The sequence below is a fragment of the Saccharospirillum sp. MSK14-1 genome (assembly GCF_003054965.1).
In the GTDB taxonomy this organism is placed as follows: Bacteria; Pseudomonadota; Gammaproteobacteria; order Pseudomonadales; family Natronospirillaceae; genus Saccharospirillum.
This window is the reverse complement of sequence record NZ_MIES01000006.1, coordinates 217,894-232,656: the sequence shown is the minus strand read 5'-3', so window position 1 is coordinate 232,656 and position 14,763 is coordinate 217,894. Positions and strand designations below refer to the sequence as shown.

Annotated in this window: 13 protein-coding genes; 8 read left to right on the top strand and 5 right to left on the bottom strand. The window is 56.8% G+C overall.

Features of this window, described 5'->3' with window-relative positions; genetic code table 11:
• Positions 1–300, top strand: a 300-nt coding sequence (locus BGP77_RS02535; protein WP_199224174.1) for an alpha-hydroxy-acid oxidizing protein, incomplete at its 5' end; no start/stop codon positions are given.
• Positions 301–343: 43 nt separating this feature from the next.
• Here BGP77_RS02535 and BGP77_RS02530 read toward each other — a convergent pair.
• Positions 344–1,108 (bottom strand): dienelactone hydrolase family protein, encoded by a 765-nt coding sequence (locus BGP77_RS02530; protein ID WP_108163168.1) that lies wholly within the window; start codon positions 1,106–1,108, stop codon positions 344–346.
• Positions 1,109–1,231: 123 nt separating this feature from the next.
• Here BGP77_RS02530 and BGP77_RS02525 point away from each other — a divergent pair, with 123 nt between their 5' ends.
• Positions 1,232–1,900 (top strand): alpha/beta hydrolase, encoded by a 669-nt coding sequence (locus tag BGP77_RS02525; protein WP_108163167.1) that lies wholly within the window; start codon positions 1,232–1,234, stop codon positions 1,898–1,900.
• Positions 1,901–1,906: 6 nt separating this feature from the next.
• Here BGP77_RS02525 and BGP77_RS02520 read toward each other — a convergent pair whose 3' ends face one another.
• Positions 1,907–2,758: an ABC transporter permease gene (locus BGP77_RS02520; protein WP_199224173.1), complete on the bottom strand. Its 852-nt coding sequence runs from the start codon at positions 2,756–2,758 to the stop codon at positions 1,907–1,909.
• Positions 2,755–3,729: an ATP-binding cassette domain-containing protein gene (locus BGP77_RS02515; RefSeq protein ID WP_108163166.1), complete on the bottom strand. Its 975-nt coding sequence runs from the start codon at positions 3,727–3,729 to the stop codon at positions 2,755–2,757. The genes BGP77_RS02520 and BGP77_RS02515 overlap by 4 nt, the downstream gene beginning before the upstream one ends.
• A gap of 183 nt (positions 3,730–3,912) precedes the next feature.
• Between BGP77_RS02515 and BGP77_RS02510 the strand changes: the two genes are divergently transcribed.
• Positions 3,913–5,007 (top strand): GGDEF domain-containing protein, encoded by a 1,095-nt coding sequence (locus BGP77_RS02510; RefSeq protein ID WP_108163165.1) that lies wholly within the window; start codon positions 3,913–3,915, stop codon positions 5,005–5,007.
• 26 nt (positions 5,008–5,033) lie between these two features.
• Here the strand turns inward: BGP77_RS02510 and BGP77_RS02505 are convergent, their stop codons facing one another.
• Positions 5,034–6,704 carry a methyl-accepting chemotaxis protein gene (locus BGP77_RS02505; protein WP_108163164.1) on the bottom strand — a complete coding sequence of 557 codons (1,671 nt, stop codon included), beginning with the start codon at positions 6,702–6,704 and terminating at the stop codon, positions 5,034–5,036.
• A 374-nt stretch (positions 6,705–7,078) separates the two neighbouring features.
• On the opposite strand from BGP77_RS02505, the gene BGP77_RS02500 reads away from it, so the two are divergent.
• From BGP77_RS02500 to BGP77_RS02485, 4 genes are all read left to right on the top strand, one after another.
• Positions 7,079–8,089: an ABC transporter substrate-binding protein gene (locus BGP77_RS02500; RefSeq protein ID WP_108163163.1), complete on the top strand. Its 1,011-nt coding sequence runs from the start codon at positions 7,079–7,081 to the stop codon at positions 8,087–8,089.
• 89 nt (positions 8,090–8,178) lie between these two features.
• Positions 8,179–9,006, top strand: coding sequence for an ABC transporter ATP-binding protein (locus BGP77_RS02495; protein WP_108163162.1), 828 nt, complete (start codon positions 8,179–8,181; stop codon positions 9,004–9,006).
• Entirely contained in the window at positions 9,003–9,806 is an 804-nt protein-coding gene (locus BGP77_RS02490; RefSeq protein WP_108163161.1) for an ABC transporter permease, read from the top strand. Before BGP77_RS02495 ends, BGP77_RS02490 begins: the two co-directional genes overlap by 4 nt.
• Positions 9,807–9,881: 75 nt before the next feature.
• A complete protein-coding gene (locus BGP77_RS02485) occupies positions 9,882–10,649 on the top strand; it encodes an EAL domain-containing protein (protein ID WP_108163160.1) in 768 nt (255 codons plus the stop codon).
• An 84-nt stretch (positions 10,650–10,733) separates the two neighbouring features.
• On the opposite strand, the gene BGP77_RS02480 is transcribed toward BGP77_RS02485, so the two are convergent.
• Positions 10,734–12,605 (bottom strand): PhoX family phosphatase, encoded by a 1,872-nt coding sequence (locus tag BGP77_RS02480; protein WP_108163159.1) that lies wholly within the window; start codon positions 12,603–12,605, stop codon positions 10,734–10,736.
• Positions 12,606–12,756: 151 nt separating this feature from the next.
• Between BGP77_RS02480 and BGP77_RS02475 the strand changes: the two genes are divergently transcribed.
• The gene (locus tag BGP77_RS02475; protein ID WP_233252280.1) at positions 12,757–14,673 is read left to right on the top strand and encodes an alkaline phosphatase family protein; all 1,917 of its coding nucleotides are present in this window, start codon (positions 12,757–12,759) and stop codon (positions 14,671–14,673) included.
• Positions 14,674–14,763: the final 90 nt, after the last annotated feature.

The window sequence follows — 14,763 nt, the reverse complement described above, 5'->3', positions numbered from 1 at the left end:
TCGAGCATCGAAGCCTTACCGGCGATACTGGATGCGGTTGGCAACGACATTGAAGTGCATTTTGACGGAGGCATTCGCACCGGCCAGCAGATTTTAAAAGCCATCGCCTTGGGTGCCAAAAGCACCTACATCGGCCGGGCGTTTTTGTACGGTCTGGGGGCGGCGGGCGAACAGGGTGTGACGGATGTGCTGAACATTCTGCACAAGGAATTGGACATCTCGATGGCGCTGTGTGGCGAGCGGGATATTTTGAACGTCGGCAAACACAATCTGGTGAATCCGGACGTGTTCGATCGTTGAGTGGTTTTCCCTCTCCGGAGCGGAGAGGGAAAAGCGAGATGGATCAGTCCAAACGTTCCTCTAAAAAGGCGGTCAGTGCCTGCCACGAAGCGCGGTCGGCATCGAGGTCATAGTCGCCACTGCCATAGACGGTGAAAGAGTGGCGGGCACCACCGTGAATCTGGGCATTGTGTTCAACGCCAGCGGCCTGTAACGCATCGAGCAAAGCCGCAACGTCGCTCATGCCGGAAACCGGGTCGGCTGAGCCGTGTTGAATCAGAATGGGGGCGGCAACGTCGTTGTAGTCCTGGCCTTCGGGCAAACCCAGTCCGCCATGGAAGGAAACAAACCCTTCTGTTTCGGCCCCGGTGCGCGCCAGTTCCAGCACGCCCGCACCACCGAAGCAGTAACCGATGACGACGACGTTATCAGTGCCGCCGGGAATGTCATCCACGGCATCCAGCGCTGCGGTCAGACGACGCTGAAACGCGGCGCGGTCAGCGTACATTTCGCCAGAGCGCTGCTGGTTTTCCTGCATCGACGTCGGGCGATTGTCGCGGCCATAAACGTCAATGGCGAAGGCGGTGTAACCCAGGCTGGCGAGCATATCAGCGCGGCGTTCTTCGTAGTCGGTCAGACCATCCCAGTCGTGAATGATCAACACCGTGCCCCGGCTTTCGTCCAGGTTGCTGTTGTGGGCGACATAACCCTGATAGGCAGCACCATTGATGGTGTAGTCGTAGTGGCTGCCGGTGACCTCAGCACGGGCGCTGACGACAACGGCCATTGAGAGCGTAAAGACGGCAACGAGTAACTGCAGCGGTTTCATAAACTTCTCCTTGGGATGAAGTGGTCGAAACAATACGTACCATCGCGACGAGTGGATTAGGCTCGGCGCGCACTGCGGCAATCTTTATACTCCCTCATACAGTCTGAATGTTGAAGGTAGACCATGGCACTTTTACCTGCCGTCGAATTGCAAACCCGTCCGGAACCCACCGCCACGGTGATTTGGCTACATGGCCTGGGCGCCGATGGCCACGATTTCGAACCCATCGTACCCGAGCTGCAACTGGACGATCTGGCGGTGCGTTTCATCTTCCCGCACGCGCCGTCCATTCCGGTAACGGTCAACGGTGGCATGCACATGCCCGCCTGGTACGACATCACCGCCATCGATATTGATCGCACCATCGACACTGACCAACTGGAAGCCTCGGCCGATGCGGTCGATGCCTTTATCGCCCGCGAGCGGGAACGGGGCATCGACAGCCGACGCATCATCATCGCGGGTTTTTCTCAGGGCGGAGCGGTGGCTTATGAGGCGGCTTTGCGTCATCCGGAGCCGTTGGGCGGATTGATGACCTTGTCGACCTATTTCGCCACCGCCGAGACCAATCGCAGCAGTGATGCCAATAAAAACATTCCGGTGCTGGCCTGCCACGGCATGCTCGACCCGGTGGTGCCGGAAACCCTCGGCAGCAAGGCCGTTGAGATACTCAAGTCGCGCGGTTATTCGGTGGAGTACCACACCTACCCGATGCAGCACTCGGTCGATATGGCCGAAATTCGTGACATTGCGGCCTGGTTACATCAGCGGCTGACGACGCCGCTGGACTGAACCCTCTCAGCGCTGGCGCTGATACAGCACCATGGTTAACGGGCCGAAGATGGCGGTTAATACAGCGGGCGCCAGCAACGACAGAGCAATGCCGGACCAGCTTGGCTGACCGGCGAGAATGTCGCGCAACGCGGTCACCAGGTGCGCCACTGGATTCACGCCGATTGCGGCCTGCAACCAGTCGGGCATGGTGGCGGGATCGACGAAGATGTTGGACGCAAAGGTGACCGGCATCAGCACCGCCCAGCTCAGAGTCATCACCGCGCCGGGTGTGCGCAGCAGCAAACCGAGGGTGGTGAACACCCAGCCGCTGCCAAAGGCGAAGAGGTTCAGCAACACAATGGCCAGCACCACCGAGAACACCCCACCTTCCGGGCGATAGCCCAGCAACAGGCCGATGGCAAAGACGATCACCGACGAGCCGGTGTAGCGAATCACATCGCCCGCCATGGCGCCGACCAGCGGCGACGCCCGCCAGATCGGCATCGATTTAAACCGGTCGTAGATGCCTTTGCTGATGTCGGTGTTTAAGGTCACGCCGGTGTAGATGGTGGTAAACACCACCGTCTGCGCCAGAATGCCAGGCAGCAAGAACACCAGATATTCCTGCGGTGACCCGGCCAGTGCGCCGCCGAACAGAAAGGTGAACATCACCGTGAACATGATCGGTGTAATCAGCACATCGAACAGCTGTTCCGGGACGTGTTTGATTTTCAGCAAGGCGCGCCAAGCAAAGGTCGACAGGTTCGACAGCGTGCCGGGCAAGGGTGGCGCGCTCTGTTGCATCAGCCGGTGCAGGTCCGGCTGGATGGGACTGTTGGGTGCATCGATGGTGTTTTGATTCAACGACTCGCTCATGCGGACAAATCCTCTGTGGTTTCAGCCTCGGAAGGCTGGCCGGTCAGCGCCAGAAACACCTCATCGAGGCTGGGTTGGCCCAGTCCAAAACTGGCGAGCACAAACCCCTGATCCGTAAGGCCTTGCAGCATCTGGCTGGCCAACGCGGTGTCGGCGCAGGGCACACTCAGTGACGCCGGTTCGGTGTCGAAACTGACACTGGCCTGCAATTGCTGGCTGAGCCACTCGCCAGCGGCCGGGCGTTGGGATGCATCGGCTAAACGCACGCGCAAAATGCCCGAGCCCACGGTTTGTTTCAGTTCACTGCTGGTGCCTTCGGCGATGACCCGGCCGTGGTCGATCACTGCAATGCGTTCGGCTAACTGGTCGGCTTCTTCCAGGTATTGGGTGGTCAGCAACACGGTGGTGCCGGCCTCGGCCAGTGCGCGGACGATGTCCCAGACTTGGTTGCGCGAGCGCGGGTCCAGTCCGGTGGTGGGTTCATCGAGGAACAACAATTCCGGCGGCACGATCAGCGAGGCGGCGATATCGAGTCGGCGACGCATGCCTCCGGAATAGTGCTTCACTTCTTTGTCGGCGGCGTCCAGCAGATCGAAGCTGGCCAGCAATGTATCGGTGCGGGTTCGTCCCGCATCGCCTTTAAAACCCAGCAGACGCGCTAATAAACGCAGGTTTTCACGACCGCTGAGGTCTTCGTCCACCGACGCAAATTGGCCGGTCAGACTGATGCGCTGACGAATGGCCTGACTGTCTTTCAATAGGTCGAGCCCTAATACGCGGGCGTGACCAGCGTCCGGTTGCAGCAAGGTGGCGAGCATGCGCACCGTCGTTGTTTTGCCGGCACCGTTCGGCCCGAGCAGTCCGAAAACGCTGCCTCTTCTCACTTGCAGGTCCAATTCCTGCACCGCCGGGGTATTGCCAAAGTGTTTGCGCAGGCCTTTAACATCGATGGCCCAGTCGTCGGTAAGCATGGTCAGGCTCCTGTTGTTGCCGGTGTGGAACGCCAAGCGCTTACTGTAGGGGGTCGAAGTCGGTATCGCTAGCCTGGGCGTGCACCCAAACGGACAGTCATTGGCCGCATTTCAAAGGTCGCCCCGGGCGGCAGCCTTGCTATACTGGGGTTTTAGTCAGACAGCCTGGATTGTCGCTTACTCATGGATGCCGCTTCATCGGATAACCGTTTAACCCGGTTTCTGACGTTTCAAAAACCCCACCGAGTTTCCAAAGACCATTATTTGGAATTTGTCGCTATTCAGGTGTCGAGTCTGTTCTCGCTGGTCGTGCATCTGCTGTTAATTGGGGTGTATCACTCCTACCAGCTCTGGCCGATGATTGGCTTCAGCGCCATCAGCGCTTTGTTGTGGAGTGCGGCCATTGTCGCCAATGCGCGTGGTGAGCATCTGATGGCCCTGGTGCTGGGCTGTACCGAACTGTGCGGTTACTCCATTGCCGCGGTGTATTTTCTGGGCCTGGAATTCGGTTTTCAGTTTTATCTTTGGCCAACCACCTGTCTGGCCATCGTCAATTCAAGACTGCATGTACTCTGGGCGAGCCTGACGGGGTTTGCCTGCATCGTTCTATTTCTGACGTTGAATCTGGTGTTTCCCGAGCCGCGTTACGTCGGTGGCTTTACCCTCTGGGCACGCTGGTTGTACGGACTCAATGTGTTGCTGGCGGCAGCGCCGCTGATTTTGGCGGTGGTGATGATTCGTCGCCAGTTTGAGCGCCAGCGTCGCGATCTGGTCGAGCTGGCGACGCGGGATGAACTGACGCAACTCTATAACCGTCGTTACTTGCGTGAATTTCTGCATCCCTGGCGCGCTCAAGCACGCCGGACCGGGGCCTGCAGTGTGATTGCACTGGGCGATATCGATAACTTTAAACCGATCAATGATGAGCTGGGCCATGATGTGGGCGATGAGGTGTTGCGCGGTGTGGCGGCCTTTTTACTGGATCAGGTGCGCGAAGAAGATTTGGTATGCCGCTGGGGCGGTGAAGAGTTTGTCATTGTTTTTGCCAGCACCACGCTGGACCAGGCGCAGATGATTTTGCAGCGCCTGCATCAGTCCATGCCGCAGCAGCATTTTATGAAGCAAGACCGATCCGTGACCATCAGTTTTGGGGTGACGGATTTTAAACCGGAAGAAGATTTAAGCGATGCGCTGATGCGGGCGGATCAACTGCTGTATCGGGCCAAGGCGGCCGGCCGCAACCGGATTGAAATAGCGGCGGACGGCACTGCAACTTAAGCCCGATGACGGTTAGCCGGGTTGGCTTATTGCAAGCGGAAGAAGGAAACCGACTGCAATAGATCCTGGCTGAGCGCGTTCAGTGTTTCGGTGGAACCGAGCGAAACGCGGGCGCGTTTGGCGTTGTCTTCACTGATGCGGTTTACGTCGCTGACGGTTTCCGAAATGCCATTTAAGGTGGCCGCCTGCTCTTCGGCAGCGGCCGATGTCTGCAGCGTCCAGTCTTTAATCTGATCCACGGCCCCGACAAATTGCTCAATGATGCGACCGGCTTCGCCGACGGTATCGACCGTGGCCATCGATTTGGCGTGGCTGTCGCCGATCACCGTCACCGCTTCACGACTGCCGGTGCGTAACTCTTCCAGCGTCTGTTGAATTTCCTCGGTCGATTCCTGCGTACGATGCGCCAGTTTGCGCACCTCATCGGCCACCACTGCAAAACCACGACCCTGTTCGCCCGCGCGTGCCGCCTCGATGGCCGCGTTCAATGCCAGCAGGTTGGTCTGTTCGGCAATGGCCTGAATGGAGGTGATGATGGTGGTGATGTTTTCAGCCTGGCCGTCGAGCTTTTCAATCACACTGACCGATTGCTCAATCTCGGTGGCCAATGTCTGAATGGCGCTGATGGTGTGCTGCACCGTCTGAAAGCCACTGTCGGCGGCTTCTTTGGCGTCTTCGGACACCGACATCGATTGACTGGCAGCTTCCGATACCTGACCCGAAGCGGTGTGCAATTCATCAATGGCCGTGGCCAGTTCGTGCATTTTTTGCTGTTGGTTTTCGGCGTCGCGGAACCGGGTTTCGGTATCGGCCATGATGTCGTCGGCGGAGCGTTTCAGGTGTTCCGACAGTTCAATCACAGAACCGACGATGTCCGACAGCTTGGTGTTCATCTGGGACACGGCAAGCATCACTTCATCCACTTCATCGCCATCTTCACGCGCTTCGATGCGCTGGCTGAGATCGCCGCTGGCCAGACGCTGAGTCGCCTGCACGATGGATTTCAGGTCTCGTTTGATCTTGCGCAGGGTCCAGACGGCGGCCACCACCGCAATACCAATCAACACCGCCAAGGCCGCAATGAGCACGCGCACCGTGGCCTGCTGAGAAGCAATCAGTTTGGCCGAACGCAAGTCGACCAACTGGCTGTACTGGCTGGAGATCTGATTAATGACGGCATCGACTGGTGCCAGAGCTTCAGCCATGGCGGCTTTAATGGCGTTGCGCTCGTTCCAGGCGGCCTTGCCAAGCCAGGCGGTGGCGGCATTTTCTGAGGCGACTTCCAATTGATCCAGGCCGCTGTTGAATTGCGTCGCCAAGGCGCCCAGCGACTGGTCGGTCTGGCTCATCATCACCGAATCCCAGCTGCGAATCAGGTCGGGGCTTAATTGCTCAACGCTCTGACGCAACTGGGCTTCGGTGGCGTCCGCCGCATTGATGGCGGCCTGAAGTTCTTCTTCAGTAATGGCACTGGCGAAATACTGAGGCCCCAGTTCGGTGACCGTGTTGTATTGCTGATTCAGGGTCTCCCATCCCTGAGTCAGGTTCTCACTAAGTCGACGCAGCTGAGCATCCTTCTCGCTGTTGGAAATAACGGTATTGAAACTAGAGATGAAGAGAACGGCGAGCACCAGTAAGGCCAGGATGAGGGCCGAAACCAGTGCGCTTATCTTCAACGTCAGGGAGAGTTTTTTCATTCGTATGGGCTCAAAACAGTAGCGGCCGGTGAGTAGGTCATCGGCTTAGGCTGGGAATAGCTTGAATGCGAAAGCCGTGCCGTTGTGAACGGGTCCGTATCAGGAAGCGACACTTAGGCGTTTGGAAGCGACACCGCGAATAATGACTGTACAGCGCCCCATAACAGAGCGCCAGTATGTGAAGTGTGTCACTTATGGTGCAGGGCTGTCTGTGCGGGTTTTGTTAAAAGGCACGAAACTTGGGGTGACGATGAAACAAATGTTTCTCTAATGCAGTGAAATCGATCATTTGTTCACATTGTTAACAAACTGGCCTACCCCTTGCAGTGCATCGATCGCCATAACGACAACCGATGCTAATGAGGGGATCTACCATGAATAAGCGGACTTGGCTCAGCGGCCTGGCCGGCCTGATGGCTGCAGCCGGTGCCAGTGCAACCGACATTGATTTTGCGCTCGACTGGAAATTCGAAGGCCCAGCAGCGCCTTACCTGATGGCCATGGAACGTGGCTATTACGAAGATGAAGGACTCAACGTCAGCATCGATTCCGGCTCCGGCTCCCTGGAAGCCATTCCGCGCGTTGCCTCTGGGACTTACCAGCTGGGTTTCGCCGATGTGAACTCCCTGATTAAATTCCGCGACCAGAACAGCTCTGATGTTCCGGTCAAAGCGATCATGATGACCTACGATGCGCCGCCATTCGCCATCGTTGCGCGTCGCAGCCTGGGTGTGGAAACGCCGCAGGATCTGGAAGGTAAAACGCTGGGTGCTCCGGCCACCGATGGTGCCTATGCTCAGTGGCCGATTTTTGTGCAGGCGAACGATATTGATGCAGACAGTGTCACCATCGATAACGTCGGCTTCCCGGTGCGTGAACCGATGTTGGCGCAGGGCGATGTCGATGCCATCACCGGCTTTTCGTTCTCGTCCTACATTAACCTGAAATCCAAAGGCACACCGGAAGACGACATCGTGGTGATGCTGATGAGCGACTACGGTCTCGACCTGTACGGCAACGCCATCATCGTCAACCCGAGCTTTGCTGAGGAAAACCCGGAAGCGGTAGAAGCCTTTATCCGTGCCACCCTGCGCGGCTGGCGCGACACCATTGCTGATCCGGAAGCGGCGGTTCAGTACGTGCTGCAGCACAACACCGTTGCGCGTGAAGCGGTTGAGCTGGAACGTCTGCAAATGACCATCGCCGATAACATCCTGACCGACTACGTGTTGGAAAACGGCATGGGTGATATCGATGAAGACCGCATGGCCAGTGCCATCGATCAAATCGGTTTGACGTACGAGTACAGCAATAAGCCGAGCGTCGATGACATCTTCACCGACGAATTCCTGCCCGCCATGGAAGAGCGGATGGTTGCGCCCTAAGCGTTACCTCAAACCCCGGCCGCTGTGCCGGGGTTTTTGCTTGCAACACCTCGACAACAATACTCACCGTGTAAACACATAGGCCCATTATGAGTTTTATCGACATTCAATCGCTGCGTTTGGGTTACGGCGGTATGGACGATACCCAACTGGTGCTCGACGGCATCGACCTTAAGGTCGAAGAAGGTGACTTCGCTGCCATCGTCGGACCCAGTGGCTGCGGTAAATCGACCTTTATGAAATTGCTCTCCGGGTTGCTGATTCCCCAGGAAGGCAGTGTGATGCTGGATGGCGAACCCGTTAATGGGCCTCGTGCTCAGGTCGGCATGGCGTTTCAAAATGCCATCATGTTGCCTTGGCGCACCACCCTGGAAAATGTGCTGTTGCCGTTGGAAGTGGCACCGGCGACGAAAAAAGATTTTCGCAAACGCCGTGCGCAATATCGTCGTCGCGGTGAAGAATTACTGGCCGCTGTCGGCCTGAAAGGCATGGGTGACAAATACCCCTGGCAGTTGTCCGGCGGTATGCGTCAGCGGGCGTCGTTGTGTCGCGCGCTGATTCACGAGCCCAAATTGTTGTTACTCGACGAGCCTTTTGGCGCCCTCGATGCCTTTACCCGTGAAGAATTATGGAACGTGCTGCAAGCCTTGTGGCAGCAGCAGAAGTTTACCGTCGTGTTGGTGACGCACGATCTGACCGAAGCGGTTTATCTGTCGAATACCGTCTATGTGATGAGCGCCCGCCCGGGCAAAATCATCGTCAAACGCGATATCGATTTCGAGCGCCCGCGTACGCTGGACAGCCGCTATCAACCGGAATTTGTCAGCGCCGTACATGAGCTGCGTGAACACATTCGCAGCGCCCGCGCCGAAGATGGCAGCAGCAGTATTGGCTCTTTGCAGGAGGCGTCTTCATGAGCAGTGCAACGTCGAAACGATCTTGGGGTCAGCGTCTGTTTGGCTGGCTGGGCCGTGAAGAAGCGATGTCGTTCTGGGTAACGGTTGCCTTCTTCGTACTGTGGGAGCTGATCTGCCGTGTGAGCAACATTCCGGTGTATTTTCTGCCACCGCCTTCGGTGATTGTGCAAACCGGTATCGAGTTTCAGCGTGCCATTGTCGTTAATTCCATTCAGACCTTGTGGACCACCGCCGCAGGTTTCGGCCTGGCGGTGGTGTTCGGTTTGATTCTGGGCATTGCCATTGGTTGGTCGCGGCGTTTGTATCGCGGTTTGTATCCGCTGATGGTGGGCTTTAATTCCGTGCCGAAAGTGGCGCTGGTGCCCATTCTGGTACTCTGGTTTGGGATCGGTACGGTACCGGCCATTTTAACCGCTTTTTTGATTTCGTTTTTCCCCATTGTGGTCAACGTCGCCACTGGTTTAGCCACCACCGAACCGGAAATGGACGACGTCTTACGCGCCTTGGGGGCGTCGAAAATCGACCGCTTGTTAAAAGTCGGTTTGCCCGGCGCCATGCCGCATTTCTTTGGTTCATTGAAGGTGGCGATTACGCTGGCGTTCGTTGGTTCGGTGATTTCCGAAACCGTCGCCGCCAACTCCGGTCTCGGCCATATGATGTTGATGGCGCAGGCCAATTTCGAAGTGCCTTTGGTGTTCGCTGGCTTGCTGGCGCTAGCCTTTGAAGGGGTGGTGATGTACGCCATCTTCGTGCTCATTGAGCAGCGTATGACCGGCTGGGCGTTCCGCTCGCAACAGTAAAGAACCCTTCGGCGGGGGTGCATGCCCAGCCCCCGCCGTCTACACTGAAGCAAAACAGTGTTGACACCTTCTGCTATGAACAAACCTGTCGATTTTCGCGAGTTGGCCTGTCAGGAGTGCCGCTCTGCCGACTTGCTCGGTTTCGATTTTTCCATGGCGTTTCAGCCGATTGTTTGTACCCGCAAGAAAACAGTCTTCGGTTACGAAGCGCTGGTGCGCGGCCTGAACGGTGAATCAGCGGGCAGCATTATTGAGCGTGTCAGCGATGACAACCGCTACCGTTTTGACCAAGCCTGCCGCGTTAAAGCCATCACCTTGGCCGCGCAATTGGGGCTGGATGGCATTCTCAGTATCAATTTCTTACCCAATGCGGTATACCGGCCCGAGCTGTGCATTCGCACCACCTTGGAAGCGGCGCGGGAAAATGATTTCCCGATTGAGCGCATTCTGTTTGAAATAACCGAAGTGGAGCGGGTGGTGGATCAGAATCATCTGGTCAACATTTTGCAGCACTATCAGCACCAGGGTTTTAAAACGGCGCTGGACGATTATGGCGACGGTTATGCGGGCTTGAACTTGCTGGCCAAAGTACAGCCGGATATTGTGAAACTGGACATGGGGTTGGTGCGTGGTATTGAGCTGGATACCAAGCGCCAGATCATAGTGCGTTCCACTCACGCCATGTTGCAGGAACTGGGTTGTCGCACGCTGGCGGAAGGCGTGGAGACCGAAGCCGAATTTAATTTTTTGCGCGATCTGGGTATCGATTTGTTTCAGGGTTATTACTTTGCCCGCCCGGTCTTTGAAGCCTTGCCCGAGGTGGATTTTTCAAAGCTCAGCTGACGTTTTTCAACCCTAAAAAAAGCCCCCATAAAGGGGGCTTTAACGGTTGGAGGTTGGAGAGTCCGATTCTTATGGTTAACTCAATCAGGCGCCGATGACGCCGCCATCTTCGCGGTAAACCGCCACAATCGACGAGCGCGGTACGCCGTCACGGCCGGCATTAGGCCAGGCGTTACCCGGATGCTGAATGCCTACCAGAGCAACACGGTGGTCGTTGGAGAAGCTCAGACCGGTAATTTCACAGCCTTGCGGGCCGACCATAAAGCGGCGGATATGACCAGTGACCGGGTCGCCGCACAGCATCTGGTTATTGCCCTGACCGGCGAAGTCGCCTTCGTTGGAATAGTTGCCGTCGGTCTGAATCCACAGGCGACCGAAGTCGTCGAAACGCAGACCGTCGGGGCTGTTGAACATGTTCTCTTCGGTGATGTTGTCACTGCCGGCGTAGGCGCCGGATTTGACCGCCGGGTTACCGGCTACGGCGTACAGATCCCAGCCAAAACGGTCGGAGGTGTGATCGCGGTTTTCCGGCATCCAGCGCACGATTTGACCATAGTGGTTTTCCGCACGCGGGTTCGGGCCACCGACCGGCTGGTTGTCGTAAACGCCGCGGTTTTTATTGTTGGTCAGGGTGCAGAACACCATCGGTGATGACGGGTGGCAGGCTACCCATTCCGGACGATCCATGGTGGTGGCACCGACCAGGGTCGCCGCTGCACGGGCGCGAACCAGAACGTCGGCCTGATCGGCAAAGCCGTTGGCCTGATTCAGACCATTCACGCTATAACGCAGTTCAATCCATTGGCCGCTGCCGTCTTCGTTGAACTTGGCAACGTACAGATCACCCTCTTCGAGCAAACGCATATTGGCGGCGCGATCGTCGGGGTTGTAAGTGCCGCGTGAGACAAATTTGTAGATGAATTCGCCGCGCTCATCATCGCCCATATAGACCACAGCACGGCCATCGCTGTTGATGGTCATGGCCGCATTTTCGTGTTTGAAACGGCCCATGGCGGTGCGTTTTTTCGGCGTTGAGGTGGGATCGGTCGGATCGATTTCGACGATCCAGCCAAAGCGGTTCGGTTCGTTCGGTTCTTGCGCCAGGTTGAAGCGGCTTTCGTGCTGCCACCAGTTGTAGCCCGAGCCGTTTTCGCTCAGACCATACCGCTTATGGGCATCGCTCAGGTTGGTGCCTTCAGGCGCACCAAAATAACCGTTGAAGTTTTCTTCGCAGGTCATGTAAGTGCCCCAGGGCGTACGACCGGCGCCACAGTTGTTGAAGGTACCGAAGACGCGACGACCGGACGCATCGGCAGAGGTTTTCACATAATCGGTGCCAGCCACGGGACCGGTTAATTCGAATTCGGCATTACCGTGCAGGCGACGGTTGTAGTCGGAACCTTTTTTGTATTCCCAGTTGCCATTGCGCTTGCGCTGCAATTCGACGACGGTCACACCATGGGCGTTCAGGCCTTTCTGTACGTCTTCGGCGGTCTTGGCGGCTTCACCGTGGGTGTAGAAATATTCGTCGTTCAGGTACTCGTTGTTCACGGCGAGAACTGCGCGATCCGGGTCCATATTGCCGTTGCGGTCGGTCAGGTGGAACAGTTCCATGCCGTCGGTGTTGTCACCGAACTGGCCGGCTTGATCGTCAGCGGTGTTGTCGCGAGCGAAGTTCGGAGCGCCTTTCAGTACCGGGTCACCCCAGGACATCAGCACTTCATAACGGTAACCCGGCGGCAGAGAAATATCGTCGGCGGTGCTGGTGGGAATGTTGTCGAAGCTCATCAATGTGGTGGCTTCGGAAACGGCCATGGCCAGGGGCGCAACACCGCCCAGGAAGGCCGTGGCACCAGCAGCACTGCCTGCTTTGATCAGGTTACGGCGGCTGATGGCGTGGTCGATCAGTCGGTCGAATTCGACCGGCTTATTATTTTCATCATGCGGAGTGTGCATTGTCGAAGGTCCTGTATTTTTTTCGTTGGGATGGGCGAAGCGATAGCAATGCCGTAGTTTTGCCAAAGGCTGTGACAGTTGAATGACCAATCGATGACGCTTGTCTGTATGCTGGTCGACACTGATGAATCGAAGGAAAGGGAGCAGTACGTTGGCGAACCAGAAAATCGATGACTGGCCGTTGTTATTGGTAGGACCTCAGGTACGGCGATTGGACGCTCAGCAATTGGTGTTGTGGCTGGTGACCACTCAGCCACCGGTGGGTCGTGCTGAAGTGCACTGTGAGGGTGAGCCGGTTGCGCGGTTTGATTTGACCGATTGTTGCCAGTCGGTGCGGGTGGGTGAACATGCCTGGATCAATCTGATTTCGATGGAACTGGTGCAGGCGTTACCGGTCGATCAACGCTTTGGCTACGACCTCTGGCTGCAACAGGGCGAGGAGGAATACAACCTGGCTCAGTTGATGCCGGATTTGCTGTATGACGGTGAAGAACGGCCAACGGTGGTACGTCGTCCTCGTCTTGATTACTTGCTCCACGGTTCCTGTCGCAAACCGCATTACCCGTCCAAAGATGCACTGGCACGCGCCGATGATGTTCTGGCCGATACGCTGGATACGCCCGAACAACGGCCCGCCTTACTGATGCTGACCGGCGACCAAATATACGCCGACGATGTGGCAGGCCCCATGCTCAATGTGATTCATCAATTAATCGAAGCCTTAGGGTTGGTTGATGAGCATTGGCAAGGCGGATCACTGAGTAACAGTGCCGACTTGCACGGCAACACCGACTTTTATTATCGGCGTGCAGAATTGCTGCCGCGCGATAAAGACAATCGCAAATTATTGGAAGCGTTTTTTACCGGTGTGCGCAAACCGATTTTTACCGATGCCTCAGCGCGCAATCATCTGGTGAGCCTGGCGGAAATTCTCGCCATGTATGTATTGGTCTGGTCGCCACTAGCCTGGTCGAAACTGTCGTTGGAGGCCCCGGCAATCGACGATGAATTTGCGCAGGATTATCAGCGTGAGCGCGAGGCATTGGACGAATTCGTCGAGACGCTACCCGCCGTGCAACGGGCCTTGGCGCATCTGCCAACCTATATGATTTTTGACGATCATGACGTCACCGATGACTGGAACCTGACCCAGGCCTGGGAGGAAGCCGCTTACGGTCATCCGTTTGCGCGGCGCATTATTGGCAACGCCATCATTGGTTATCTGTTGTGCCAGGGGTGGGGTAACGCACCGCAGCGGATGGCGCCGTTGTTCGATGAGGCTGTGCCGGAATGCTTTGCCAATGGCGTGAGCATTGAACAGCGCGATCAGGCGCATAACACCTTGATTGACCGACTGTTGCAGTGGGAGCACTGGCATTACTGTCTGGATACCGAACCCAAGCTGGTGGTGCTCGATACCCGAACGCATCGCTGGCCTTCGGAAAAACGTCCGAGCCGGCCATCGGGCTTGCTCGACTGGGAAGCGTTGAGCGAATTGCAGCAGGAATTGATGAATCATGACTCGGTGGTGATGGTATCCGCCGCGCCGGTGTATGGCGTGAAGTTGATCGAAACCGTGCAGCGGGTGTTCACCTATTTTGGACAGGCGTTGATGGTGGATGCGGAAAACTGGATGGCGCATCGCGGGGCCGCCAACATTATGCTGAACATCTTTCGCCACCGTAAAACGCCGGGCCACTTTATGATTCTCAGTGGCGATGTGCATTATTCCTTTGTTTACGACGTGGTGTTACGTCGGCGCAAGCACAAACCGGTGATTACCCAGATCACCTGCAGCGGTCTGAAGAACGAGTTTCCCCATTCTCTGCTGCCCGGGTTTGACCGATTAAACCGCTGGCTCTATGGCCGGAAATCACCGCTGAACTGGCTGACCAAGCGGCGGCGTATGTCGATCCGCACGCGCTTGCCACAAGGGCAAAACGGCCGTGCTCTGGTCAATTGTTCCGCGCTGGGTCAGCTGTGGCTGGACGAGCAGGGCGCGGCGCGTGAGGTAAGCATTTTGTGCGCCGATGGCAGCACCGTGACGTTCGCGCCAACCTCCGATTAACTGTTTGTTTTTTAACGGTTTTCAAAAGGGGGGTGTGCAGCGGGGCTGAGCTCAGTTCTCCCGAGGTTGTGCACAGCCTTGTCCACGGCT